This is a genomic window from Treponema sp. Marseille-Q4130, from assembly GCF_014334325.1.
Taxonomy (GTDB): domain Bacteria; phylum Spirochaetota; class Spirochaetia; order Treponematales; family Treponemataceae; genus Treponema_D.
Genome location: NZ_JACSET010000004.1, coordinates 181,062 through 205,075, shown reverse-complemented (window position 1 = coordinate 205,075; position 24,014 = coordinate 181,062). Strand labels below are relative to the sequence as shown.

The following is a 24,014-nucleotide window of genomic DNA, read 5'->3' as shown; positions in this document are numbered from 1 at the left end:
CGACTTATTTACAAAAGTGGCAGGCGCAAAAATGGCCGCCGCCCAAATCCTTGTTTTCCGGTTTTACTTCGCTGCAGATTTTCTGCGCCATATAACACCTCGTATGAAATACGCAGCCCGACGGCGGATCGGCGGGACTCGGCAAATCGCCTTCGAGAATGATTTTTTCTTTTTTGCCTTCTTCGATAACGGGAATGGCCGACAGGAGCGCTTTCGTATAGGGATGTGCAGGATTTTCGTAGATGTCTTTTTTCGCCGCCGTTTCGACGATGTGTCCCAAATACATGATGATGATGCGGTCGGAAACGTGTTTAATGACGCTGAGGTCGTGCGAAATAAAGATATACGCGATCCCCATTTTTTCCTGCAGTTCCTGCAACAGGTTTATAACCTGCGCTTGGATGGAAACGTCGAGCGCCGAAACCGGCTCGTCGCAGACGATCACTTCCGGCCGGAGAATGATGGCTCTCGCGATGCCGATGCGCTGCCTCTGTCCGCCGGAAAATTCATGCGGATAGCGGTTGTAGTATTTTGCGTTTAAACCGACGATTTGCATCGTTTCGAGGACGCGCTTCCGTTTTTCTTCGACGCCGATCCGAAGCTGTATGTCGAGCGGCTCGGCGATGATTTCTCCGACCGTCATACGCGGATTCAGCGATGCGTAGGGATCCTGAAAGATGATCTGCATCGCGCTCCTCGTTTTATGCAGTTCTTTGCCGCGCATCTTTATTAAATCGTTTTCTTTGAAAATGACGGATCCGCTTGTCGGTTCTATGAGCCGGAGAACCGTTCGTCCCATCGTCGATTTTCCGCATCCCGATTCTCCGACGACGCCGAGCGTTTCGCCTTTTTCGAGATCGAAGCTCACGTCGTCGACGGCTTTGATGTAAGATCTGCCGAAGGTAAAAAGCGATTTTTTCATCGGAAACCATTTTTTGAGGTGACGCACTTGCAGCAGCGGAGCGTGTTGCGTATTATTATCGTTCATCGGCGTCCTCCTTTTTGCCTGCGTAGCGGTGACATCGTACCGTCCGATTGCCGCAATCCGTGAGCGGGGGTTTTTTCTCTTTACAGATCGCCTCCGCGAACGGGCATCTCGGCCAAAAGGTACAGCCGGCCGGCATATCGTCGAAAGACGGAACCGTTCCTTCGATCGTCTGAAGTCTGTCGGAATCGCGGCCGAGTTTCGGAACGCACGCGATCAAACCCTGCGTATACGGATGAAGCGGATTTTTAAAGAGCTGCGCTTTCGGCGCGTATTCGACGATTTCGCCCGCGTACATGATGAGCACTTCGTCCGTGATTTCGGAAATGACGCCGAGATCGTGCGTGATCATTATGACGGACGTTCCCGTTTTTTCTTTGAGTTCGTCGATGAGGGCGAGTATCTGCGCTTGTATCGTTACGTCGAGCGCCGTAGTCGGCTCGTCGCAGATTAAAAGTTCGGGACTGCATGCGAGGGCTATCGCGATCATGACGCGCTGTCTCATACCGCCGGAGAGCTGGTGCGGATATTCGTCGAATCGTTTTTCCGGCAGCGGAATTCTGACTAAGCGGAGCATTTCAAGCGCTCGGCGCTTCGCTTCTTTTTTCGTCATCGATTCGTGAATTAAAAGCGCTTCCTCTATTTGACGGCCGACGGTGTATACGGGATTTAAAGAGGTCATCGGTTCTTGAAAGATCATTGCGATCCGTTTACCTCGTACTCGCCGCATCTCTTCTTCGCTTTTTGCCAAGAGATCTTCGCCTTTAAATACGATTTTTCCGCCGACGATCTTTCCGGGGGGAGAGTCGACGAGGCGCATGACGGAAAGAGAGGTGATGCTTTTTCCGCAGCCCGATTCTCCGACGATACCGAGCGTGTGCCCTTTGTTCAGCGAAAACGATACATCGTTGACGGCTTTGACAATCCCGTCGTCCGTATAAAACCATGTGCTCAGGTTATCGACTTTCAGCAGCATTTCTTCGATCATAATCGCACCTCAAACACGGAGCTTCGGATCGAGCGCGTCTCGCAGTCCGTCCCCGAAAATATTAAACGTTATGACGGTTATGATGATCGCCACGCCGGGCATAATGCTGTATATCGGCAAAAAACCGATAACCGACTGCGCCGCGCTTATCATATTGCCCCAGCTCGGTGTGGGCGGCTGGATGCCGAGACCGAGAAAACTCAACGACGCTTCGTACATGATAGCGTGCGGGATGCCGAGCGTTACGAGTACGATGATCGTTGAAAGGCAGTTCGGAATCAAGTGTTTGACGATGATCCGAAACGACCTGCCGCCGCTTGCACGGCTGGCTTCCACGTATTCTTTTTCTTTCAGCTGTATGACTGCTCCTCTGATCATGCGCGCGGTTCTGACCCATGTCAAAAAACCGAGTGCGATATAGAGATTCAAAATACCCTGTCCCAAAAACGTCATAATCGCCATAGCGAAGATGAGGTCGGGGAACGCGGAAAATATTTCCATGATACGGGAGATGACCGCGTCTACGATGCCTCCGAAATAGCCTGCGAGGGAGCCGAGTGTTATGCCGATGAGCGAAGCGAGAAGCTGCGCGAGAATGCCGATGCTCAGCGAAATCCTCGTGCCGTATATGATGCGCGACAGGATATCGCGTCCGTATTCGTCCGCACCGAGCAAATGTTTCGCATTCGGTTGAGCGAGTACCGATTGATAATCCTGATGGCTCGGATCGTAGGGAGCGATGAGAGGTGCGAAGATCGCGACGGCGATGAGCAGCAAAATGATTGCGAGGCAGGTCATCGCGGCTTTGTTTTTTCGAAAGCGTTTGAAGCTGTCTTTATAATAGCTCGAATATTCTATGTCGCCGTTTACAATGCCGTCGGCAAAACGCTTTTGTTTGTTAAAAAAAGAAAAAAACGCTTTCATCATGATTCTCCTTTGCCGTAGCGTATCCGCGGATCGATGAGGACATAGGAAACGTCGACGAGCAAATTGACGACGACAAAAACGAATGCGATATACATGACGGTTCCTTCGAGCAGCGGCAAGTCGCGGTTCGTCATGGAATCGACGGCAAGTTTTCCGATGCCCGGAATGGAAAACACTTTTTCGATCAACATGGATCCGGTGAGCATATTTCCGAGCTCGGTTCCGACGAGCGTTACGATCGGAATCATCGCGTTTTTAAGCGCATGGTGTATGATGAGGGCGCTCCGTGTTACGCCTTTTGCGCGCGCCGTACGGATATAATCCTGTTTGATGACATCGAGCATACTTGTCCGCGTTATGCGTGCAATGCTTCCGGCATACCGCGTTCCGAGTGCGATGCTCGGTAAAATATAGGCGACCGGTGAATCGAATCCGGAAATGGGAAAGAGATTTAATTTTAAACCGAATACGATCTGCAAAATGATGGCGATCCAAAACGAAGGCGCCGACACGCCGAATACCGACAGTGCCATAAAAGCCGAATCGATCCACGTTCCGCGGTTCAACGCGGCCGCAAGTCCGCAGCCGATACCGAGCGCGACGGCGAATAAAAACGAAATCATCGCCAGTTTGAGTGTTACGCGGAACGCGCGGGAGAGGGCGAGGATAACGGGTTCTTTTGAAAAATATGAAACGCCGAAATCCATACGGACGACACCTGAGATAAAATTTACATACTGCCGCGAAAGAGGTATATCGAGACCGAGCTGGTGACGGACGGCAGCAATCGTTTCGGGCGTTGCTCTCCGTTCGAGCATCATCGCTACGGGATCTCCGGGTACGACTTGCAGCAGGATAAAGGTGATCAGCGTGATGCCGAATATGACGATAACGGTTTGCAGCAATCTCTTTGCTATATATGCGGCCATCGTATTTCCTTATAATAGCGTGCGCCGCGCGTTCCGCGCGGCGCACGGTTGTCGTTATTGAATGTTGGCTTTTCTGCAATCAATGCGATTTGCCGAATCGATTGTAAAATCGGTTACTTTCGGATTCAGCAGATAAAAATTCACTTCGTTGATAAGGGGGAGCGCCGCGAAATCTTCGCGCGTTAAAATGTGCTCGGCTTGTTCGTATATCTTTTGGCGGGCGGCCGTATCGTCGGTGAGCACTCCGTCGTCCATCAATTTTTCAAAGCGCGGATCATGCCAAAACGACGATGAGAGATCGACTCTGCCCGCGCTGACGGGGTAGAGCATGCTGTCGGGGTCGCTGTAGTCGACGTACCAGTTGCTTACGCTGCAGTCGATGCCGCCGTTCCGCTTCATATCCGTCCATGCCGAGCGGTCTACCTGTTCGATCTGAACGTTGATGCCTGCAGGTTTCGCTTCTTCTTGAAACGCGGTTGCGATTTGCAAACCCAAGCTGTTCGAAGAAATGACCGTAACGCGCAGATCGTATCCGTTTGCAAAACCCGCTTCGGCAAGCAGTGCCTTTGCGCGATCGGGGGCGTATTCGAAAGGCAAAGCGTTTTTATCGTGACCGATAAGCGCCGGCGGGATAAAAGAACTCGGAACGGATGCCGTGCCGTGCAGTACGCTTTCGCAGATCGCCTTTCTGTCGACCGCAAGCGAAAGAGCTTCGCGCACTTTTGCGTCGGGAATCACTTTTACGTTCGGGAGAAAATAATATCCGCCGGGCTGCTGATAGCTGTGGATTTGGTCTTTCAACTGCGGATTGTTCGCATACACCGGGTACAGCGAATTTTTCAAACCGACAAAATCGACATTGCCCTTTTGATATTCGAGCACTTGCGTATTCGCATCGGGAACGAATTTGTAGCTGATTTTATCGAGGATCGCCGCACCTCCGTGATACTCTGCGAATTTCGACATTTCCGCACCGACGTCGGGTGTATAGCTGTCCAGCTTAAACGGTCCCGTTCCGATGAGCGTCTTCGTACCCCAGGTATCGCCGGCTTCTTCGCATGCGTCCGCCGGATAGATCGCCGTATAGGGCGTCGAAAGCGCTGCGAGAAACGGCGTATAGATGCGGGACAGCGTGATCGTAAAATGCGTGTCGTCGATCACTTTGATGCCTGCCAATTCGGCTGCGGCGCCGCTTTGCAACTCGCGGTATCCGACGACCGTTTCGAGAAGGCTCGCCATGCTCTGTTTTTTTACGACGCGCTCGAGAGAATATTTTACGTCACGGCTTGTCAGCATCTTACCGTTGTGAAATTGTACACCCGATTTAATCGTAAAAGAATACGTCAGCGTTTCTGACGAAAAAGAAGGCATCGCTTCGATAAGGACAGGGGCGATGGAACCGTCTTCGCGCGATATGAAAAGGGATTCCGTGACATTGTCGGTGAGGCGCATGATATCGGAATACGTGTTTAAATGCATATCGAGCGGGACCTGCGGATCGACGACGGCGAGGCGGAATACTTTTTCACCCGCCGCTTTTCCTGTTTTCGATTTTCCGCCGCAGCCGAAAAACAGACAGGCCGTCAAACAAATGCATAAAAGCATACCTAATTTTTTCATAGTACATCCTCCTCATAAACACGGCAGCGCCGGGAATTCGATTTCGACCGTACCGTACATGTGTTGTATCAAACCGATATTTTGAAATGATAATATGTATTAGTCATACTGTCTAGTGATCGTATCGGGGCTGTAGAAAAAGACGGTTATCTTTTTCGGCATATCCATAGTGCGATGATTGCGTAAAAGCGGTATACTTGCAATATGCGTATGGTCTTTATCGCGTTCGGCGTCCTTGCCTCTTTGTTCGCCGTTGTGACGCTGCTCGTATACATATTGTTCTTTCGTCCGACGATTTCGCGCCGAAAACAAAAAACGCCGGATGTCTTTGAAGGAGAACCGAAGCTCGAAGCCTATCTTCCCGAACTTCATGCTGCAGTCGATGCTTTTTACCGCATGGAAAAAGAAAAAATGTATATCACATCGATCGACGGCATCAAACTTGCGGCATGGTACGTGCGTGCGGAAGATGCACAGGGAACCGTTGTGTGTATGCACGGCTATCACGCAAACCCTATGGCAAATTTTTCGCTTGCCGTGCAATTTTTTCATGAGCGGGGATGGAATGTTTTGCTTCCGTACGAAAGAGCTCACGGGGAGAGCGGGGGCAAATACCTCACGTTCGGTATAAAAGAGCGATTCGATTGCCGCGATTGGGTAGCGGCTGTCGATAAAAAAAACGGCGGAAAGCTTCCGATCATTCTCTACGGCGTGTCGATGGGAGCCGCAACGGTACTCATGGCGTCCGGTACAAAGCTTTCCGAAAACGTTGCATTCATCATCGCCGATTGCGGCTATACTTCTGCGCGCGATGAAATAGAGCACGTTCTGAAAACGTCGTACCGCGTGCCCTGCTTTCCCATACTTGCGATTTCCGATATGCTTACCCGTACGATTGCAGGTTTCGGCTTGAGCGAATATTCGACGCTCGATGCGCTCTCCGAAAATACGATCCCTGTGCTTTTTATTCACGGCGATGCGGATACTTTTGTGCCGCCGTATATGTCGGAGCAAAATTACGAAGCGTGCGCGTCTCCGAAAGAACTGCTCATCGTGTCCGGCGCGCCCCACGCGGCCAATTATGTGCTCGGCCGAAAAGCGTACGAACGGAAGATAATCGAATATATCGACAGATATGTCGCAGCAGCTGCCGAAGGATAAAAAAAATGAATATGAATCGCATTGTCGAAGATGTAAAAAACGCCGTCAATGAATTGCTTGTACAGGCGGAACTGAAGGAAGGAAATATCCTCGTCGTCGGATGTTCTTCGAGCGAAATACTCGGAAATAAAATCGGAACGACTTCAAGCGAAGAGGCGGGAAGGGCAGTTTTTACGGCGATATACGATATCGTGCGACCGCGCGGCATATTCCTTGCTGCTCAGTGCTGCGAACATTTGAACCGAGCGCTCGTCATCGAAGAAGCTTGCCTTGAAAAATACGCTTATGAGAGGGTTTCCGTCGTTCCGTGGATTCACGCAGGCGGCTCTTTCGCGTCGGCGGCGTACCGATTGTTCGAAAAACCCGCCGTTACGGAGCATATAAAAGCCGATGCCGGGATCGATATCGGCGATACGCTTATCGGCATGCATTTGCGCGATGTGGCCGTTCCCGTCCGCATCGAACAAAAATGCATCGGAGCGGCGCACGTCGTATGCGCGCGTACTCGTCCGCGCCTTATCGGCGGAGAACGCGCACGTTATACGCTGTAGCGGCGGTTTTCAGATCGATTTACTGTTTTTGAAACGAATCTTTTCCGACGCCGCACAGCGGGCATACCCAATCGTCGGGGATGTCTTCCCATTTTGTGCCCGGCGCTATGCCGCCGTCCGGATCGCCTTTTTCGGGATCGTACACGTATCCACACACGGTACATTCGTATTTGTCCATAGCTACACTCCTTAGACTGCGTTGTATCGCATCTTTATATTTTGCAGATAGCTCTGCCCTATGCTTATACTATATCGGTATATTTTAAAATCGTCAAATGAAATCGATGCTGCCCTCGGCAGGGGCAGCGGGTAGTATAAAAAATAACGCCGCATGGCGAATGCCTGTTGCCGGATGCGTACCCACAGTCGGAATGTCTGATTTGGCTGAATTATCGAAGTACAAAAAAAATCCGCAGGATCGATTTCCTGCGGATCGTGTCGGGCTACCGGAATTCGAATCCGGGACCCCAAGTCCCCCAGACTTGTACGCTAACCAGCTGCGCTATAGCCCGAAATGTGCCGACGAAAAATCGCCGATACGATTATTCACTATATCGAAAAAAAGCGTGTCGGTCAACTCGTCGAATTGAGTTCTATCGACTTGAGTTATCGTCGAGTTGCATCTGTAGTCACGTCGCGCTTGTAAGGCTAATCGTTGCGAGTTGACACTCATCGCTTATTCCTTATCGTGCGAATATGAAACGGAGCGGTGTAGGGGGAAAGACTGTCTCAAAAGTCGCCCGCTCTTGAGACAATCTGCCGACTGTAAACGTAAGTCTTTGTATCGTACTGACTTTTCCGCTCCGTATTAAAATCACATAAAGATATCGAGTATGAGCAGGGCGGCAAAGCCGACTGCCCATGCGATCGTCGTCGATATCGACCACACGCGGATCTGCTCTTTCGTGTCGGTGATACCGCTCAAGCGGTTTACAACCCAATAGAAGCTGTCATTGAAATACGAAAAGAAGAGCGAACCGACCGTCGCCGCGAGCGCGCCGAGCACCATATTGCCTCCTGCGGCCGCAACGATCGGAGCGGTGATTCCCGCCGCGGTAATCATAGCGACGGTACCCGAGCCCTGTACGAAACGTACGAGCGTCGCGATGATAAAGGGCAAAAGGATGACGGGGATGTGCGTCGCAGCGATTCCTTGTGCGATGTAATTTCCGACACCTGCATCTTTGATGACCTGTCCGAGCGCGCCGCCTCCGCCGGTCACGAGTATGATGATGCCTGCGCTTTTGATGCTCGTCTCAAGCGTATTGATAACGGACGCTTTGCTTTGTCCTCTCGTCAGCGTAAAGATCGCAATCAGCGTTCCGATGAGCACCGCAAAAATCGGCGTACCGACGACGAAAAAGAATGTCGCGATCGGCCCTGTCGCCTTGAGTGCGGAAAGAACCGTATTTAATAAAATAAGCACAACCGGCAGAACGATCGGCATAAACGAAACGAATGCGTTCGGCAGTTTTTTTGTATGTGCGTCGTCGCCCGTATCATATTGGGGTTTTTGATAAGGAGGACGCTGCCATTCGCCTTCTTTATCGCCCGGAATTTGATAAATTTTTTTGCCGAGCCACTTGCCGTAAAACATGACCGCGAGTGTCATCGGGATGGACACGACGAGACCGAGCAGCAAAAAATTGCCGATGTCGATGCCGAATGTTCCTGCGACGCCGAGCGGACCGGGCGTCGGCGGTACGAGCGAGTGCGTGATGACAAGGCCTCCCGCGAGTGCGACGCTCAGCGACACGATCGATTTTTTCGTTTCCTTTGAAAGCGCGCGGGCGAGCGGCGAGAGGATGACGAATCCCGAATCGCAAAAGATCGCGATCGAAACAATGTAGCCGGTGACGGCCATCGCAAATTCTTCCCGCCCCTTGCCGAAGAGTTTGAGGAAAACCCTTGCCATGCGTTCCGCAGCTCCCGACTCTTCGAATATCTGCCCCATCATGACACCCAAGCCGATGATGATACCGATGCTTCCGAGCGTTCCGCCGAAGCCCTTCGTGATCGTACCGGCGATAGACGTCGGCGCCATACCGCCTGCAAGTCCGATAATACACGATGCGATAATCAGCGCGATAAACACGTGAACCTTCGTCTTGAGAATGAGCAAAATCAGCACTAAAAGGCCGATCCCTAGTCCCAAGAGCATCTGCGCTCCTGAAATGTCTCCCATAAATGCCTCCTATAAAAACCCTGTTTATTTTATGCGGCACTCATCCGCATAATCATCCGTTAATAAAATTCGGCGAATACTTTACTGCAAGGCGGATTGCTTCTATCATGCTCACCGCGCTCGCTTGTCCCGTGCCGGCTATGTCCATCGCAGTGCCGTGATCGACGGACGTGCGGAGAATAGGCATACCGCCGGTAACCGAAATCGTGCGTTCGAAGTCGAGCGTTTTCGTTGCGATGTGTCCCTGATCGTGGTAGAGCGAGAGGACGCTGTTGAATTTACCGATGAGGGCGAGGTGGAAAACGGAATCCGCTCCGATGGGTCCCACGACGGGATAGCCCTCATTTCGGAGCGCTTCGACCGCCGGAGTTACGTCCGTCACTTCTTCGGTTCCGAACAGTCCGTGTTCGCCCGAATGCGGATTCAAACCCGCGACGGCCATCGTACCTTCGGTGACGCCGAGTTTTTTAAGCGCGTCGAGGCAGCGCTTTACGTAATCGACGATGCGTTCTTTTTTTACCATCTTGCACGCTTCCATAAGTGATACGTGCCGTGTCAAAAAGAAAACGCGCAGGCCGCGCACTTCGAACATCGTCAGCGGATCGCTCGTGTGCGTCAGCGCTCCGAAGATTTCCGTGTGACCGATAAAGGGTACGCCCCCTGCTTTGAGCGCTTCTTTGTTGATCGGAGTCGTAGCGACGGCCGCGACTTTATGCTCCATCGCGAGCGAAATGCTTTTTTCGATATAATCGTATGCGGCTTTTCCGCACATACCGTCGATCGTACCGATTTTAAACCTTGCCATATCGATATTGCCGAGGTCGATGAGGTTGAGTACGTTTTCGCGGTAGTCGCCGTCTTCGGGATTTTCGATGCAGCGTATCGAAAGCGGTACCTTTGTAATCCGTATCGCACCCTCCATGATTTTTTTGTCGCCGATGACGACGCATTTTGCCGCAGCGCACGTGTCTTTGTCCGCAACGGCTTTAGCAACGATTTCCGGCCCGATGCCTGCGGGGTCTCCGATCGGAATCGCAATAAAAGGTCTTGTCATAGTATTTCTCCCATAAAATTGTTTTCAAATTAATAATTTTTATACGAACGGCCGACGTGCATTTTCTCAAAGGTGCGCCGTTTAAGCCGAATGCGCTCACCCTGCGCCCGTTTAAATATGCGTATTCAAATATGCGATGCAGTCTTTGAGCGCATATTTGTCGCCCGCCATGCCGCCCTTTGTAATCACTTTCAATCCGTCGAATTCTCCCCCGCACAACTCTCCGTACGCGGCGAGCGGCAGCACTTCCGTGTGCAGCTTGATGCTCGATACGCCGAGCGTATCGTAGACGGCAAGCGTTATATCGCCTCCGCTCGTGTAGAGCGCTTTGATGTCGTTTTGCCGCCGTAAAATTTCTGCAGCCATGGCCGCAAACGACGAGTTGACGATATCAGACAGTTCGTCAGAAGAACGATTCGTCGCCTTTTCGTATTTTTTAAAATCTATACGTTTGTCGGGATCTATGCCTTCACCGATGAGCGCGTAGATGCGGAATTGCTCTGCGGCAGATGCAACCGATTGTACATTGCGCCGTATTTCGGCTTGCCGCGATTCGTCGCTTTTGATAAGCTCTTCGATCTTGATGAGCGATACGAAGATATCGCGCGACGGAAGCACTTCGTCGATCTGCATTTTTGCGACGCCGTTTACGCTTCCGATCACGAGCAGTACGGCACCGTCATCGTTTTTTGTACGGGGGACGATGGTGCTTTTGACAAGCGCCGCTGTAAACGGTCCGGGACCGACGCTTATAAACGGAATATCCGATGCGATTCCCGCTTCAGCGATAAGCTCCAAATCGTCATCGGTGATGCAGTCGAAGAGAATCGTGCGTACACCTTCTTTTACGAGCGCCGTTATGCGTCCTGCGACGTATGTTTTTCCTTTGCGCAGTTCTTCCAAATCGACGGACGCGACGGGATACTTCGACTGCCTGCGGAATATGTCTTCGACGCGGGACGTATCGATAGGATTTTTCGGATCGACGGCTGCACTCGTTTTATGGAGGGGCACCGAATTGACGAGCATATATCCGCCGCAGACGATGCGTCCGGACGACGGAAAACTCGGAGCAACGAGGGCGGTGTAGTTTTCCCCGAGTGCGTCGAGCATCGCATCCGTTTCCTGTCCGAGATTTCCCCTGAGCGTGCTGTCGATGCGTTTGGCGTATACTTTCGTATCTCCGCTTTTTAATTTTTTGGTCGCTTCATATACGCGCCGGTACGCTTCTTCGCTCGTGCGGCTTCTGCTGTTTGTCGGATACAAGAGGCAGTCACATTCCCCCCGTATGTTTTTCGCCCCGTCGAGTTCCAAAACGGTGTATGCGCTGTATCCCGCTTTATGAAGCAGAACTCCCGTTGCGTTCGCTCCCGTCAAATCGTCTGCTATGATCAAACACTGCGGCATAATTTCCTACCTTGAAGTGCGGCATTGCAGGAAGTGTCAACTTCCGAAAATGCCGCAGCGGTGCGCGAGAGCGCACACGTATATGAGCGAGTTTTCGAAAGAAAACTCGAAGTTAAACGAGACGCGCTATTTCAGCGGCTCGTTTAAACCTTTTACACGGCGATCACGTTGATGCGTTTTTTGCGCAGCGCGGTCAGCTCCTTTTCCGTGAATTTTTTATCGGTGATGACACCGGTATAGTCGGCAAGCGTATTGATTTTTATCGTCGCCCGTTTATCGAATTTTTCTGTGTCTGCGACGAGATACGAGCGGTCGCTGTTTTCGACGATCTTTCGCTTCAGCGCGACTTTTTCGAGAGTCGGCGTGCGCACGGTAAAATCTTCATCGATTGCAGCCGTTCCGATAAACGCCGCGTCGATGAGAAAGTTTTCGATTATCTGTTCGGCAAACATACCCATCACGCAGCCGGTCGTCTTTTGGATATAGCCGCCGCAGACGTATACGTTTGTCCTGCTCTGCGACAGCATCATTGCGATCTGCAAGTCGTCGGTGATGACTGTTACGTCTTCTCTGTCGGCGATGAGCTGCGCGATTTGATACGTCGTCGTTCCTGCATCGAGGAAGACGGTATCGTTCGAATTAATAAATTTTATCGCCGCGTTTGCAATCCTGCATTTTTCGGCGGCGTTGGAAACTTTTTTGTTGTAATACGGCGTTTCCTGTTTGATGATCGCCCCTCCGTGACAACGGTTGATGAGACCGCGCGTTTTTAAACTCGTCAAATCCCTGCGGATCGTCATCGCGCTTACGTCGAGTTCTTTTGCGAGAGCATCCACTTGAACTGATCCCGCGGTTTTGATTTTGTCCAAGATATAGCGTTCTCGTTCTATTTCCAGTGTTTTTTCCATATTTTTTTTCATCATTTTTATATGTTGCTTAATGTTCGATTATGTTCGAACTTGTTTGATTATAAACCCGCCGCCGAAACCTGTCAAGAATTATTTTTTTGTTGTTTATGTGGTCATCTGAGCGGATTGCGTTCCGTCCGCGCGAATTGCGTAGACCCGTATCGATTCTTGCGGTGAAATAGCCGAAAATCCAATCCTATGTTATACTGTGTGCGAGGTATTGTTATGGTAATGATAATTATTTTTACAATTGTAATCGGCGCGCTCATCGGATGGCTTGCCGGAATTTTTATGAAAAGCAAACACGGTTTTTGGACAAACTGCCTGATCGGTATCATCGGTTCAATCGTGGGTTCCGCCATCGCGAATGCGCTTAATATCGGCGGAGGGGGATTCGCTTCTTCGATAATCATCGGCGTTGCGGGCTCATGCATCTTTATCGCAGCCGTCCGCGCGATCATGGGGAAAAAATTTTAAACGAGGATGTACGTGTGCGCTTTCGCGCACTAATGCGGCATTTTCGGAAGTTGATATTTCCTGCAATGCCGCATTTTAAGGAGTGTTTTGATGATACGCATGGGAATTATCGGTGCGGGGCGTATCGCTGCCGTCATCGCAAAGACGATCCGTATGATGCGCGAGCGCGGTATCCATCGCGTCGAACTGTACGGCGTCGCATCTCGCAGCGCGGAAAAAGGGCGCGCTTTTGCCGCCGAATACGGCGCGGAAAAATCGTTCGCATCGTATGAAGCGCTCGTCTCCGATCCCTCAGTCGATCTCGTGTATATCGCGACGCCGCATTCGCATCACGCCCGGCACATACGGCTCTGCCTTGAAGGCGGAAAGCACGTCCTCTGCGAAAAAGCGTTTACCGTAAACGCCGCCGAAGCGAAACTTGTCGTCGACCTTGCGCGCGAAAAAAAACTTTTGCTTGCCGAAGCGATTTGGACGCGCTACCAGCCGATGCGAAACATCATCGCAGAGGCGGTTGCGTCGAAGATCGCGGGAGAAGCGAAAATGCTTACGGCGAATTTGAGCTACAGTATCCTGCACAAAGAGCGCATCGTTCGCCCCGAACTCGCAGGCGGTGCGCTCCTTGATGTCGGCATCTATGCGCTCAATTTTGCCGAAATGATTTTCGGCCGTTCGGACGGAGTGCAGGCTGTTTGCCAAAAGAATGCGGCAGGGGTGGACATACACGACAGCATCACGCTTACGTATGAAAACGACGGCCGGACCGCGATCCTTGCCGCAGGAGCAGACGCGGTCTCCGACCGCTACGGGATGATTTACTGCACGGACGGATTTATACAAATCGAAAACATCAACAATCCGCAGAAGATAAGCGTTTTTAATAAAGAGCGCACATTGGTAAAAGAGGAAGCGTGTCCCGCGCAGCTGACAGGCTATGAATATGAACTCATTGAAGCGGCGGACGCGATAGAAGTGGGCAAAATCGAATGCCCTTCGATGCCGCTTTCCGAAACGTTGCACATGATGGAATTGATGGATGAAATCAGGCGGATCTTCGGCGTGCGCTATCCGTTCGAATAAAAACACCGCTTCCCGATGCGCGATACTAGAATCGAACTAGTGACCCCAAGCGTGTCATGCTTGTACTCTAACCAACTGAGCTAATCGCGCACCCGAAAGCGGTGTAGTAATTACTCTATCGGATATCGTGCGTTTCGTCAAGATAGCGATATTTTTTTTGTTATACCTTATTATTACCGAACCGTATACCGATGCCGTGCAGGATTCGCGTTTATATAATTTATCATTTATGCGTGATCCGACAAAATTATTTTATAATTGGAATAAAAACTGATGATTGCATTTACGAATGACGTTTTTTGGCTGTATTGAATATGTATGAATATTGATATTTTACTTACTATAAAATTTCTATCGCAAGAGAGATAACCAATGGAAAATCGGATTGCAAAAATTAACAGAGTTTGCTAAAAAGGTAGAAGCTAAAATTGAATCTCTCAAATAACGATGTTCATATTATTATTGAAAAGATGGAATTTTACCGAACAGAGGTCGATTCTTGTGGAAATATAAAAAAAACAAATAAAGCTTTCGATTTTTCCATAAAAAAAATTTGTGAACTGATTTATTGCAAGAGATTTGATTTGTTTGTGAAACTTCTTAAAAATAAAAAACCTGTAATTGTTTATACGATGGCATTGTTTCTGTTGCCGATTTCGGAAATAAAAACATTCAAATGGTTGCTAAAACTTTTTATTTTAAAAGGTTATTCTGTTAATTCACAAACTTTGTGGGCTGAATATAAATCCGGGCGTTTAAAATTTCCAAAATTAATAAACGGTAAGGTTATTTATGTTTTTAAGGAAGAGTATTTAGAGCAATTTACACAAGAGGAAAAAAAGCAAATTCTTTCTTCTGTATAATTTACAGTACTCACAATTCCCCGTACCTCAATCCGAAGCATAAGAGCCCGACAAAAAAGTACGCGGCGAGGGATAGGATAAACACTATATTGTACGGAAAAAGCTTGTTCTTTTTCAAAGATAAAAATACGGGTGCGGCAATTCCCGTAAGAATACATAATCCTATCAACACGACTATAATCGTGTCCTTAAAAAAAAGTAATGTCGTTGTGATTTCCGGAAAAAAGGCAGCCAACGGAAAAACGGTAATGTATTTGAGAAAACCTTCCCGTATGAGATATATCGGACTCGGCTTTTCGACGGACGTGATATATTCAAGTAAAAAACAGCCTGCGAATAAAATAAAAAACGCGGATATATAAAAAATTATTATCTTTTTCTTTTTCATAATGTTCAATCGTTTCGTAATATTCGCCCTTATAATTATTTTTATTTCTTCAGCGTTTCCGCGCGTGCGGTTTTTTCTCCTGCGAGGAGGCGCGCTTTATGCACTTTGACGTCGGGGTGTTTTTTTGCCAAATCGAGGATCGCGTTTTCGACGGCTTCTTTTTTCTTTTCTCCGAAATCGAAGAGCTCTTCCTGGTGCGGCTCCGATGCGCCGCTTATGTGATCGGCGCCGATTCCGATGAGGCGTATGCCGCGTCCCGATTCGTATTTTTTTTCAAACAGAGCGCACGCTCGCGTATAGAGGTCGTCGATCGACGTTATCTTTGACGTTGAAGTTTCGCGGGCGGAAACGGTTGTAAAATCTTCGTAGCGTATTTTTATAAAAACGGTTTTGCTCGTATAAGCTTCTCGCCGCATGCGAAACATGACGGTGTGCGAGAGTTCCATGATTGCGGTTTTTATCGCGTATGTGTCGGTGAGGTCGTATGCGAAAGTTTTTTCGGAACTCAGCGAATGGGAAGCGGCGTCTCTCATAAAAGTGTCGGGTTCTCTTCCGCGCACGACGTTGTATAAAAAATTGCCTGCGGCTTTTCCGAACAGTACGCAAAGCAGTTCTTCGCTTTTTTCCCGAAGATCGCGCGCGGTAAAGATGCCCGCTTGATTGATGCGCGAAAGCGTTTTGTGTCCGATGCCCCATATTTTTTTTAGCGGCAGCGAAAGCATAAAGCGCTCTTCGTCTCCCGGTTTGACTTCAAAAAATCCATCGGGCTTCGACATTTCGGATGCGAGCTTTGCGATGTATTTCGTACTTGCAAGTCCTATCGACACGGTGAGTCCCGTCGTATCGCGTACTTCTTTTTTCAAGCGGAGCGCGGTTTGTTCGGGATCTCCGAAAAGAAGCTCGGTGCCCGTCAAATCGATAAAAGCTTCGTCGATGGAAATCTGCTCGACGTCGGGAGAATATTCGCAGAATATATCCATGATCCGAGCGGAGACTTCGTGATAGCGCTCATGTCTTCCGTGCAGGTAGATGCCCGAAGGGCAGAGCCGGTACGCTTCGGCGACGGGCATTGCCGAATGGACGCCGTATACGCGCGCTTCGTAGGATGCTGTCGAAACGACAGCCCGCCGTTCGCCGGGCAGCCCTCCGACGATCACGGGTTTTCCGCGGAGAGCGGGGTTGTCGAGCTGTTCGACTGAAGCGAAAAAGGCGTCGATGTCGACGTGGAGAAAGCGCTTTGTCATGAAAAGCCGCCGCTTTTTTGAGAAGGAATATCGAAAGTGTACGTGCTTTTGACGTATGCGTTTTTTTTGCCTGCTTCGTAGAGCGCACTCACTTTTACCGTCGTCGAAGCCGAAGTATCGGCGGTATATACAAAGACGAGCGTTTCGGGCGGGTACGGCGGGATCGCAAAAGTATCGGTGTTCGTGCCCGTATCGGAAACGTATTCGGAGTCGGAGTAGAGTACGGGATTTCGCGATGCGCCTTCAAGCGTGACGGAGCACAGGACGGCATTTTTTCCGATCCGCACGACGATGCGGCGCGATGTGTCGCCGAAAAAAGTTCTGTCGCTTACGCTGCACGAAATGCGGTTTTCATCCGCCTCTCGTATATCGCTTCTAAACGTGAATCGTCTTTTGTCTCCGGTATCGAAACGGTCGGGAATATAGGTGATCGCCGTAAAAATCAAAGTCGTGATTATTGCAATAGCCGTGAGGGATAGGACAGCATTGCGTATGCGCATACCGACAACGGTGAGTGATGTGTTTTGCCACCTTTCGTTCATGCGCGCTATGATGCGGAACCACTGTATTAAAAACGGAAGAAAGAGAAAGGCGAGGAGTACATTTATCGGAAACGGACTGTACGCGACGGTGCGGAATGCGTTTGCGCGGCCGAAATTAATTATCTGCACGACGTAGGGCAAAAAGGGGATCCCCATCAGAAAAAAAAGCGCGATAAGGGAACCGGTACGCTTGAACGGCCGCGACAAATACGTAACAACGTATTCCATCGTAAAGAGAAAAAAAAGCGATATGTCAACGGCGGCAAAGATAAAAATATTGACGACGGAAGCGAGCGTGAGGACATAGGCGTAGGCTTGTTTTTTGAGTATGCCTTGCCGGCGTATTTGAAAAAGGTAGAGAATGGTCACGATGATAAAGGCTGCGGCGACTTTTAGGATGAACTGCACGAGTGTACCGATGCCGAATACATTCGACAAAAAATGTGTAAATATTTGACTTGCCTGAAACGAAAGAGACGCGATAAGGGCGGTGAGCGGGATTATGTACCACAGATGCACTACGTCGCGTCGTATGTTTTTTCTGTTTTTTTTGTCGGCGATAAACGAAAATTCGCAAAGAATAAAAAGACTTACGAATGCGATACCCATAAAACACAGCACGATAAATCGCTCATCGAAGTCGACGATCGACGTGCCCGTCGGAATGAGTATATAGTGCCTGTCCCAGCTTTCCGTTCCTGCCGCCGTGTACGCAGAAACGAAGGATATCAAAAGCGGAATTGCATTTTCGCTGTCGGGAGAAAGCGAAATCGATACGCACGGGATTTCGCGCGTAAGAAAAAAAGACGAGCGCTCATCGCTTTCGAGGAGGGAGAGGCGGAAGAGCGAATTGAGTCCGCCGCCGCGGAGGACATAGGGGATGGCGTTTTCATCGCACGCGCGGATGAGGCGCAGCACGAGCCAATCGGGGGAAACAGTGCCTTCGCCTCCCGGTTCGATTGCCGCTTTTTTTCGGGCGTCGAAATCGACGCACACGGCCGCATAATCGTCCGGCGTTTCGATGTTTTTCGCGAAAGCGTCGGTACCTTTTATCTGTGGTATGCCTGCATCGATCTTTTCGTCTCCGTAAGAAAAAAGCAGGATGATATCCGAGTCGCTTTTGATTTCTTTTACGCTCTGCAAAAACGGCGTAAAAAAATCGCGGTGGACGTACGCGTCTTCCATCGTAAAGGCGAGGATGAGTCTTTTGCGTCCGTTTGAAACGGTAGTCTTTTCGGATGCGGGAATGCGGACGTAGACGTTGTACGGAAAATCGTTTTGTCCGCCCGATACGAGGGCATCGCTTACTGTACGTAAACCGAACGAAGACAGAAAAGAAGCCGTTTCGCGGCAGAGTTCGCGTCCGTGCACTTCGTTTTGCGCGCACAGGGATACGGAAGCGAAAATACCGATAAAAAAACACAGTGCGAAGCGCTTCGTTTTCATGCCGTCAGTGTATTGTATAACGTGTTTACAATGCAAGTCCTATTGTATATAATACTGCACATTGGCAAATGTAAACGATTGGAAAAAAACTATGAGTACGACTGAAAAAAAAATTATGTTCGGTTTACCGCTGAAAATCATATTGACGGAGGACGGTGCTTCTTATTTTATAAGCCGCAAAAAAAAGCTCCTTCGTTTCAGACTTGCGGACAATGCCGACGAATACGGTATCTTTTTTAATAAATTTTATCCTCAGTCCGTCCAACATTTGATTTTACTCGACTACATTTCAAAAATCGAAATATCGACGACCGAATTCGTTTCGGTGCGGCAGGAAGTCATGGATCTTGCGAAGATCATCGTCTATTCGCTGCTTTACAAACAGTTCGATCGGGAAGTGTATTCCGCCCTCATTAAGTGCGCCTGCGTTCGAAAATACAATCGATCGAATCCCGCACATCTCATCGACGAAGAGACATCGATAAGCGAGCGCCAGCTCAAGCTCATGCTTTTAAATAAAGATGCGATCATCGCGCAGACGCGGAAGCAGATACTCGATCCGATTTGGCAGAGCATCGTCGACAACAAGGGCTACTCTGCGGAAGAAAAAAACATTTACCTTTTGATGAGTGAAAAATTTTTGAACCGCTTGGGCCTCATGAATTGGTATATCATTACACTCTTCTGCAAAAACCAAGGTTTCCCCGAAATCCTCCTTACGCTGCGCAATAAGCTTGTCGCGTATATGGAAAAATCGCGGGTCGCCGAATATATTTCCGTCATGATCATGGAGCTTGCGCTCAACAGCGAAAGCTTGAATATCCGCAAAGAGGCGCGCAATATGTATCAGGGCGTCGACAATATCGATGCGCTCATCCTGGATCCCGTCATCCGCGAAAAAATTATTAAAGAGTTGCAGCGCAAGCGCGAACTCGTGTTTTTGTCGTGGAAGCTCGGCGGCGGGGCTTCGTCGATCGGCAGGCAGGGCAGACTGCAGATTACGCTCTACAACAAAGACGACGCGTTTCAGGAAATGAAAGAGACGATCGAAGCGAAAAAGACCGCGGACACGAGCAAAAAGACCCTCATCGATTTTTACCGCGAGCTTCCCGAAGGCCAGGAGGGCGTCGACTTGGGTTTGTACTACCTCTCCTATCTCGACGATGCGTGCAAAAAAGTCGGTGTCAAATTCGAATCGCTTGTGAGTCAGTTTACCGCAAGCGATTTGACCGTCATCAATCTGATATTCAATTTTTAGCTATGAAATCGTCCGTGCCGCTTTTTGCGCTTTCCGGCTTTCTGCTTTTTTTTTCCTGCTCGCTTTCGGCGCCGGATGTGAAAGGGGTGAAGGCGGCAGCGGTATTCGAGTATGCGGACAATGATTCCGATCCGCGTATGCGTCTCGCAGTCTTTGCCGAAGCGGCAAGCGATGTGCGGAGAGCCGAAAGCATCCGCATCGCATCGAAGGAGACAGGCTGGGAGTGGAAAGCGGAGGACGTGGAGATTTTTTCTTCGGATGCGAGGCAGTGGGCAGGCTATACGAATTTCGTTTCGCCCGGAAGCGGGGCGATCCCGCAGGGGGCGTACACGTTCTTTTATAGGGATGCGCTCGGCGATGACGCGGAAAGCTCTTTTTTCGTTTTTTATCCCGCATCTCTTTTGAAAGCGCGCGCGGGCGAGGCGAAGGAAAAACTCGGAACGGGGATGAGGGAACGGATTGCGCTTTACGATGAAAAAGACGTTCTCATCTACTTCGATACGCGCAAAGCAGGGTGGAGAGAAGACGATGATGTATGGCGGGAAATGGAAAACGCGTCCCGTATGCGTCTTTGCTTTTTAAATGCGGATGCATCGGTGCTGTGCTTTATGCCCTTTATCGATCGACCTGAAATATCGCCGACGAGTGAGGAGTGAGCGATTTGAACGAGGCTGATGCAGTCGAAAAAAAGCAGCCTTTCCGTGACGTAAAAACTTACGTCGTGAGGGCGTCGCGCATGACCTCGGCGCAAAAGCGCAATTACGCGGAGCTTAGTCCGCTGTGGTGCGTGCCGTATCGGGAATCGCTTATCGATTACGCATCTCTTTTCGGAAACGATAATCCCGTTACGATCGAAATCGGTTTCGGCATGGGGAGCGCGACGGCGGAAATCGCTTCGAACAATCCCGACAAAAATTATATCGGTATCGAAGTGCATAGGCCCGGTATCGGAAAGCTGCTCGGCGAAATCCGATCGCGCAATTTGGAAAATCTCCGCATCATCGAAGGCGATGCATCCGCCGTACTTTCGAACATGATCGCCGACGCTTCGGTTTCCGCCTTTCACGTATTTTTTCCCGATCCGTGGCCGAAAAAGCGCCATCACAAACGGCGTCTCGTGCAGCGCTCGCGAACCGATCTCTTTGCATCGAAGCTCGAAGAAGGCGGCTATTTTTACATGGTAACCGATTGGAGCGAATATGCGGATTTTGCGCTTTCGGAACTTGCCGCAACGGAAGGATTTGTCAACGCGTATGAGGGCTTTGCCGAAAAAAAAGCGTGGCGGCCCGAAACGAAATTCGAAGTGCGCGGAATACGTGCCGCTCGGGAAATTCGCGAATTGTATTTTATTAGATCCAATTAAACGACGATGAGGGTGTATGGACGAACTGTTTGCTTCCGATACGGCGGAAGCGCAAAACCGCGAATCGGAAACGGAACAAAAAAAGCGCATTGCCGAACTTCAAAAATCGATACGGCGCTATCAAAAATCCTATTATAACGGCGAAGGTGAAATAAGCGATGAAGCCTTCGACGCGCTGTGGGATGAGCTTAAGTCTCTCAATCCTTCCGATCCGCTCTTAAAAAAAATCGGGCAGGATTCGGGCAATTTCGAAAAAGTCCGACACATCATGCCGATGGGAAGCCAGGAAAAAGTTGCAAATCCCGAACAGTTTTTAGGCTGGGCGCAAAAGCACGACTACGGCGAATACCTCGTCGAATACAAACTCGACGGCGCTTCTCTCGAACTGCAATACGAAAAAGGAAATCTCGTGCGCGCCGTCACGCGAGGCGACGGTACGATCGGAGACGACATTACGGCAAACGCAAAAAAGATGAAAGGCGTCATCATGACGCTTTCGTGTGCGGAAGACTTTACCGGAGCCGTGCGAGGCGAAGTGATTATGACGCACGGTGTTCACCGCGCGAAATACGGCGATAAAGCGAACTGCCGAAACGCTGCGAACGGCATCATGAAGCGGAAAGACGGCACGGGAAGCGAAGACTTGGAGATGATCGCATACGACGCGTGGGCGGCAGAAAGCGAGGCTCCGTTTCGGGACGAAGAGGAAAAAATCTCGTGGCTTTCATCGTGCGGTTTTGCCGTCGTACCTCTTGCAATCTGCAAAACAGCCGATGAAGTGGTCGCATATCGTGCGGGCGTCATGGAAAAGAGAAAATCGCTCGACTACGACATAGACGGTCTTGTCGTCAAAGAGCGGACGATCCGCAGGGACGATGCGGCGAGAGCGCGCCCCGAACGGCAGATCGCTTTCAAATTCAGTCTCGAAGAAGCGGTGTCCGTCGTCCGCAGCATCGAATGGAGTAAAAACGGCGGAACCTATACTCCCGTTGCGATTTTCGATCCCGTGGAACTTGCCGGTACGACCGTACAGCGTGCAAGCCTTGCAAACCCCGATACGATGCGTTCCCTCGGTGTTGCAGTCGGTTCCTCCGTCGTCGTCGTAAAGCGGGGAGAAATCATCCCGAAAATCGAAAGCGTCGTTCCGAACGAAAATGCGACTTTTCCCGTCGTCTTTCCGAAAACCTGCGAAACTTGCGGTACTTCTCTCGTCGATGAAGGCTCGCGTCTTTTTTGTCCGAACAAGTCATGTCCGAAGCGCGTGCTGCACCAGCTTTTGAAATGGGTGCAAATCGTCGATATCCGCGATTTGGGAGAAACGCTCGTCACTTCTCTTTTTAATGCGGGAAAGCTCTCTTCGATCACCGATATCTATTCCCTTAGCGTCGATGCGCTCACGCCGTTTTTTTTGAACGAAGAAAGCATCGCCGCGGAAAAAGAATCGCTCGGAGCGGCGAAGGTTGTCGCGTCGATCGAAAACAGGAGACGCATGAGTCTTTCGGCTTTTGTCGCGGGATTCGACATCGAAGGGATAGGGGAAACGATGGCGGAAAAACTCGTCGCCTCAGGCTTCGACACGCTCGAAAAACTTTTGCAGGCATCCGAAGCGGACATAGCCTGTGTATACGGTTTTGCCGAAAAGACGGCGAAAATTGCGGTCGAAGGGCTTTCCGAAAACGCGCTCGAAATGCGCTCCCTCGTTTCGTCCGGGACGATAGTGATCATCGAGCAAAAAGCCGGAGTCTTTGCGGGAAAATCTTTTTGCTTTACCGGAGAGCTTTCGACGATGAAGAGAGCCGATGCGGAGAGCCTCGTCAAAGAGCGGGGCGGCATCTGCAAATCGTCGGTGACGAAAGATTTGTCCTACCTCGTCACAAACGATAAAGAAAGCGGTTCGTCGAAAAATGCAAAGGCCGCGAAATTCGGCATACCCGTTATCGACGAAAAAGAATTTATTAAAATGGTACATGTTGAAACAGCGCGTTAAGACGAGGCGGATATGGCGCGGGAAAGAACGGCAGGCTATTTTATTTTCAATGCGGTCTTTGCGTCGCTCCTCATTTTATTTATCGTGTTCGCCGTTCGCTTTGCAAACTGTTTCGGAGCCGCCGAAAGGCTTCCCGCTATCGAGCGCTATGAAATCATGAGAATTTTAATATATGGGACGAGCGTCGGCGCAGATGGAGAAACAGTGAGCGCTTCCGTTTCCATCCTCGATACGAGCGGCAACGAATGTGCGCGGATCGAACGTTCGTGGCGCGGTTCGGTTCTCGCCGTCGATTTTAAAAGCGCGGAATTTTCAGGCAAGCGTTTTTATTTTCCGTGCGAACTCTACGGCAGGGAAATCGTATCGGCTTCTTCTCCTTTTTTTCGCCGGCGCGGTACCGAACTCTTCCGTTATTACAATGAAAACAAACAGTGCATGCTTTTAGGTTCGCCTTCCACGTTCGAAAACAGGCACGATCTCTACGCGCTCGCCCGTTTTGCTTTTACACCTTTTTCAGTTTTCGCTGCTGGTTTTTCGAGGGACTATTCGGCGGATCTTGCACAGTGCAGGCCGGGCGTTTATTACAGCGTTATCGTCGGCACGGACGGAACACTCGCAATCAAAACGACGTATTGACGGCTTTTTCGCGCGCGC

General features: G+C 50.1%; 22 protein-coding genes and 2 tRNA genes. 10 read left to right on the top strand and 14 right to left on the bottom strand.

Annotated features, from left to right (window positions below; all coding sequences use genetic code 11):
- Window positions 1-4 precede the first annotated feature (4 nt).
- Genes H9I36_RS06120 through H9I36_RS06100 form a run of 5 tightly spaced genes read right to left on the bottom strand, consistent with a single transcriptional unit; the run spans window position 5 to window position 5,449 of the window.
- Window positions 5-988 carry an ABC transporter ATP-binding protein gene (locus H9I36_RS06120; protein ID WP_187384490.1) on the bottom strand — a complete coding sequence of 328 codons (984 nt, stop codon included), beginning with the start codon at window positions 986-988 and terminating at the stop codon, window positions 5-7.
- Window positions 978-1,973, bottom strand: coding sequence for an ABC transporter ATP-binding protein (locus H9I36_RS06115; protein WP_187384489.1), 996 nt, complete (start codon window positions 1,971-1,973; stop codon window positions 978-980). Before H9I36_RS06115 ends, H9I36_RS06120 begins: the two co-directional genes overlap by 11 nt.
- A 9-nt stretch (window positions 1,974-1,982) precedes the next feature.
- Entirely contained in the window at window positions 1,983-2,897 is a 915-nt protein-coding gene (locus H9I36_RS06110; RefSeq protein ID WP_187384488.1) for an ABC transporter permease, read from the bottom strand.
- Window positions 2,897-3,829 carry an ABC transporter permease gene (locus H9I36_RS06105; RefSeq protein ID WP_187384487.1) on the bottom strand — a complete coding sequence of 311 codons (933 nt, stop codon included), beginning with the start codon at window positions 3,827-3,829 and terminating at the stop codon, window positions 2,897-2,899. Before H9I36_RS06105 ends, H9I36_RS06110 begins: the two co-directional genes overlap by 1 nt.
- 54 nt (window positions 3,830-3,883) lie before the next feature.
- On the bottom strand, window positions 3,884-5,449 hold the full coding sequence (locus tag H9I36_RS06100; RefSeq protein WP_187384486.1) for an ABC transporter substrate-binding protein: 1,566 nt from the start codon (window positions 5,447-5,449) through the stop codon (window positions 3,884-3,886).
- A 204-nt stretch (window positions 5,450-5,653) separates the two neighbouring features.
- Between H9I36_RS06100 and H9I36_RS06095 the strand changes: the two genes are divergently transcribed.
- Both H9I36_RS06095 and H9I36_RS06090 read left to right on the top strand, forming a co-directional pair.
- A complete protein-coding gene (locus tag H9I36_RS06095; RefSeq protein ID WP_187384485.1) occupies window positions 5,654-6,610 on the top strand; it encodes an alpha/beta hydrolase in 957 nt (318 codons plus the stop codon).
- Window positions 6,607-7,161: a TIGR01440 family protein gene (locus H9I36_RS06090; protein ID WP_370586955.1), complete on the top strand. Its 555-nt coding sequence runs from the start codon at window positions 6,607-6,609 to the stop codon at window positions 7,159-7,161. The genes H9I36_RS06095 and H9I36_RS06090 overlap by 4 nt, the downstream gene beginning before the upstream one ends.
- A gap of 19 nt (window positions 7,162-7,180) precedes the next feature.
- On the opposite strand, the gene rd is transcribed toward H9I36_RS06090, so the two are convergent.
- The 6 genes from rd to H9I36_RS06060 all read right to left on the bottom strand — a co-directional run bounded on the left by rd (window position 7,181) and on the right by H9I36_RS06060 (window position 12,715).
- Window positions 7,181-7,339, bottom strand: a complete 159-nt coding sequence (gene rd / locus H9I36_RS06085; RefSeq protein ID WP_021330089.1) for a rubredoxin — start codon at window positions 7,337-7,339, stop codon at window positions 7,181-7,183.
- 260 nt (window positions 7,340-7,599) lie between these two features.
- Window positions 7,600-7,673 (bottom strand) — tRNA-Pro (locus H9I36_RS06080).
- Between the two features lie 302 nt (window positions 7,674-7,975).
- Window positions 7,976-9,346, bottom strand: a complete 1,371-nt coding sequence (locus tag H9I36_RS06075; protein ID WP_187384483.1) for a GntP family permease — start codon at window positions 9,344-9,346, stop codon at window positions 7,976-7,978.
- Between the two features lie 52 nt (window positions 9,347-9,398).
- Window positions 9,399-10,400: a 4-hydroxythreonine-4-phosphate dehydrogenase PdxA gene (gene pdxA / locus H9I36_RS06070; RefSeq protein WP_187384482.1), complete on the bottom strand. Its 1,002-nt coding sequence runs from the start codon at window positions 10,398-10,400 to the stop codon at window positions 9,399-9,401.
- A 111-nt stretch (window positions 10,401-10,511) separates the two neighbouring features.
- Window positions 10,512-11,807 (bottom strand): four-carbon acid sugar kinase family protein, encoded by a 1,296-nt coding sequence (locus H9I36_RS06065; RefSeq protein WP_187384481.1) that lies wholly within the window; start codon window positions 11,805-11,807, stop codon window positions 10,512-10,514.
- 152 nt (window positions 11,808-11,959) lie between these two features.
- Window positions 11,960-12,715 (bottom strand): DeoR/GlpR family DNA-binding transcription regulator, encoded by a 756-nt coding sequence (locus H9I36_RS06060; protein ID WP_187384480.1) that lies wholly within the window; start codon window positions 12,713-12,715, stop codon window positions 11,960-11,962.
- Window positions 12,716-12,940: 225 nt separating this feature from the next.
- On the opposite strand from H9I36_RS06060, the gene H9I36_RS06055 reads away from it, so the two are divergent.
- Window positions 12,941-13,192: a GlsB/YeaQ/YmgE family stress response membrane protein gene (locus tag H9I36_RS06055; protein ID WP_187384479.1), complete on the top strand. Its 252-nt coding sequence runs from the start codon at window positions 12,941-12,943 to the stop codon at window positions 13,190-13,192.
- A gap of 90 nt (window positions 13,193-13,282) precedes the next feature.
- Window positions 13,283-14,269 (top strand): Gfo/Idh/MocA family protein, encoded by a 987-nt coding sequence (locus tag H9I36_RS06050; RefSeq protein WP_222864650.1) that lies wholly within the window; start codon window positions 13,283-13,285, stop codon window positions 14,267-14,269.
- Between the two features lie 16 nt (window positions 14,270-14,285).
- Here H9I36_RS06050 and H9I36_RS06045 read toward each other — a convergent pair.
- A tRNA-Val gene (locus H9I36_RS06045) sits at window positions 14,286-14,359 on the bottom strand.
- Between the two features lie 380 nt (window positions 14,360-14,739).
- Here H9I36_RS06045 and H9I36_RS06040 point away from each other — a divergent pair.
- Window positions 14,740-15,132: a hypothetical protein gene (locus H9I36_RS06040; RefSeq protein ID WP_187384478.1), complete on the top strand. Its 393-nt coding sequence runs from the start codon at window positions 14,740-14,742 to the stop codon at window positions 15,130-15,132.
- Window positions 15,133-15,561: 429 nt separating this feature from the next.
- Here H9I36_RS06040 and dinB read toward each other — a convergent pair whose 3' ends face one another.
- Both dinB and H9I36_RS06030 read right to left on the bottom strand, forming a co-directional pair.
- Window positions 15,562-16,764, bottom strand: a complete 1,203-nt coding sequence (gene dinB, locus H9I36_RS06035) for a DNA polymerase IV (RefSeq protein ID WP_187384477.1) — start codon at window positions 16,762-16,764, stop codon at window positions 15,562-15,564.
- Complete coding sequence (locus H9I36_RS06030; RefSeq protein WP_187384476.1) at window positions 16,761-18,752, bottom strand: hypothetical protein; 1,992 nt, start codon at window positions 18,750-18,752, stop codon at window positions 16,761-16,763. Before H9I36_RS06030 ends, dinB begins: the two co-directional genes overlap by 4 nt.
- 91 nt (window positions 18,753-18,843) lie before the next feature.
- Between H9I36_RS06030 and H9I36_RS06025 the strand changes: the two genes are divergently transcribed.
- From H9I36_RS06025 to H9I36_RS06005, 5 genes are all read left to right on the top strand, one after another.
- Complete coding sequence (locus H9I36_RS06025) at window positions 18,844-20,010, top strand: DUF8084 family protein (protein WP_187384475.1); 1,167 nt, start codon at window positions 18,844-18,846, stop codon at window positions 20,008-20,010.
- Between the two features lie 77 nt (window positions 20,011-20,087).
- On the top strand, window positions 20,088-20,666 hold the full coding sequence (locus H9I36_RS06020) for a hypothetical protein (RefSeq protein ID WP_187384474.1): 579 nt from the start codon (window positions 20,088-20,090) through the stop codon (window positions 20,664-20,666).
- Between the two features lie 5 nt (window positions 20,667-20,671).
- A complete protein-coding gene (gene trmB, locus H9I36_RS06015) occupies window positions 20,672-21,373 on the top strand; it encodes a tRNA (guanosine(46)-N7)-methyltransferase TrmB (protein WP_187384473.1) in 702 nt (233 codons plus the stop codon).
- Window positions 21,374-21,389: 16 nt separating this feature from the next.
- Window positions 21,390-23,360, top strand: coding sequence for an NAD-dependent DNA ligase LigA (gene ligA / locus H9I36_RS06010; protein ID WP_187384472.1), 1,971 nt, complete (start codon window positions 21,390-21,392; stop codon window positions 23,358-23,360).
- Between the two features lie 12 nt (window positions 23,361-23,372).
- Window positions 23,373-23,996 (top strand): hypothetical protein, encoded by a 624-nt coding sequence (locus H9I36_RS06005; protein WP_187384471.1) that lies wholly within the window; start codon window positions 23,373-23,375, stop codon window positions 23,994-23,996.
- Window positions 23,997-24,014 lie beyond the last annotated feature (18 nt).

Excerpts from the sequence above, each read along its gene's own strand:
- H9I36_RS06120 (WP_187384490.1), bottom strand. The coding sequence starts at position 988 with ATGAACGATAATAATACGCAACACGCTCCGCTGCTGCAAGTGCGTCAC.
- H9I36_RS06115 (WP_187384489.1), bottom strand. The coding sequence starts at position 1,973 with ATGATCGAAGAAATGCTGCTGAAAGTCGATAACCTGAGCACATGGTTT.
- H9I36_RS06110 (WP_187384488.1), bottom strand. The coding sequence starts at position 2,897 with ATGAAAGCGTTTTTTTCTTTTTTTAACAAACAAAAGCGTTTTGCCGAC.
- H9I36_RS06105 (WP_187384487.1), bottom strand. The coding sequence starts at position 3,829 with ATGGCCGCATATATAGCAAAGAGATTGCTGCAAACCGTTATCGTCATA.
- H9I36_RS06100 (WP_187384486.1), bottom strand. The coding sequence starts at position 5,449 with ATGAAAAAATTAGGTATGCTTTTATGCATTTGTTTGACGGCCTGTCTG.
- H9I36_RS06095 (WP_187384485.1), top strand. The coding sequence starts at position 5,654 with ATGCGTATGGTCTTTATCGCGTTCGGCGTCCTTGCCTCTTTGTTCGCC.
- rd (WP_021330089.1), bottom strand. The coding sequence starts at position 7,339 with ATGGACAAATACGAATGTACCGTGTGTGGATACGTGTACGATCCCGAA.
- H9I36_RS06075 (WP_187384483.1), bottom strand. The coding sequence starts at position 9,346 with ATGGGAGACATTTCAGGAGCGCAGATGCTCTTGGGACTAGGGATCGGC.
- pdxA (WP_187384482.1), bottom strand. The coding sequence starts at position 10,400 with ATGACAAGACCTTTTATTGCGATTCCGATCGGAGACCCCGCAGGCATC.
- H9I36_RS06065 (WP_187384481.1), bottom strand. The coding sequence starts at position 11,807 with ATGCCGCAGTGTTTGATCATAGCAGACGATTTGACGGGAGCGAACGCA.
- H9I36_RS06060 (WP_187384480.1), bottom strand. The coding sequence starts at position 12,715 with ATGGAAAAAACACTGGAAATAGAACGAGAACGCTATATCTTGGACAAA.
- H9I36_RS06055 (WP_187384479.1), top strand. The coding sequence starts at position 12,941 with ATGGTAATGATAATTATTTTTACAATTGTAATCGGCGCGCTCATCGGA.
- H9I36_RS06050 (WP_222864650.1), top strand. The coding sequence starts at position 13,283 with ATGATACGCATGGGAATTATCGGTGCGGGGCGTATCGCTGCCGTCATC.
- H9I36_RS06040 (WP_187384478.1), top strand. The coding sequence starts at position 14,740 with ATGGAATTTTACCGAACAGAGGTCGATTCTTGTGGAAATATAAAAAAA.
- dinB (WP_187384477.1), bottom strand. The coding sequence starts at position 16,764 with ATGACAAAGCGCTTTCTCCACGTCGACATCGACGCCTTTTTCGCTTCA.
- H9I36_RS06030 (WP_187384476.1), bottom strand. The coding sequence starts at position 18,752 with ATGAAAACGAAGCGCTTCGCACTGTGTTTTTTTATCGGTATTTTCGCT.
- H9I36_RS06025 (WP_187384475.1), top strand. The coding sequence starts at position 18,844 with ATGAGTACGACTGAAAAAAAAATTATGTTCGGTTTACCGCTGAAAATC.
- ligA (WP_187384472.1), top strand. The coding sequence starts at position 21,390 with ATGGACGAACTGTTTGCTTCCGATACGGCGGAAGCGCAAAACCGCGAA.
- H9I36_RS06005 (WP_187384471.1), top strand. The coding sequence starts at position 23,373 with ATGGCGCGGGAAAGAACGGCAGGCTATTTTATTTTCAATGCGGTCTTT.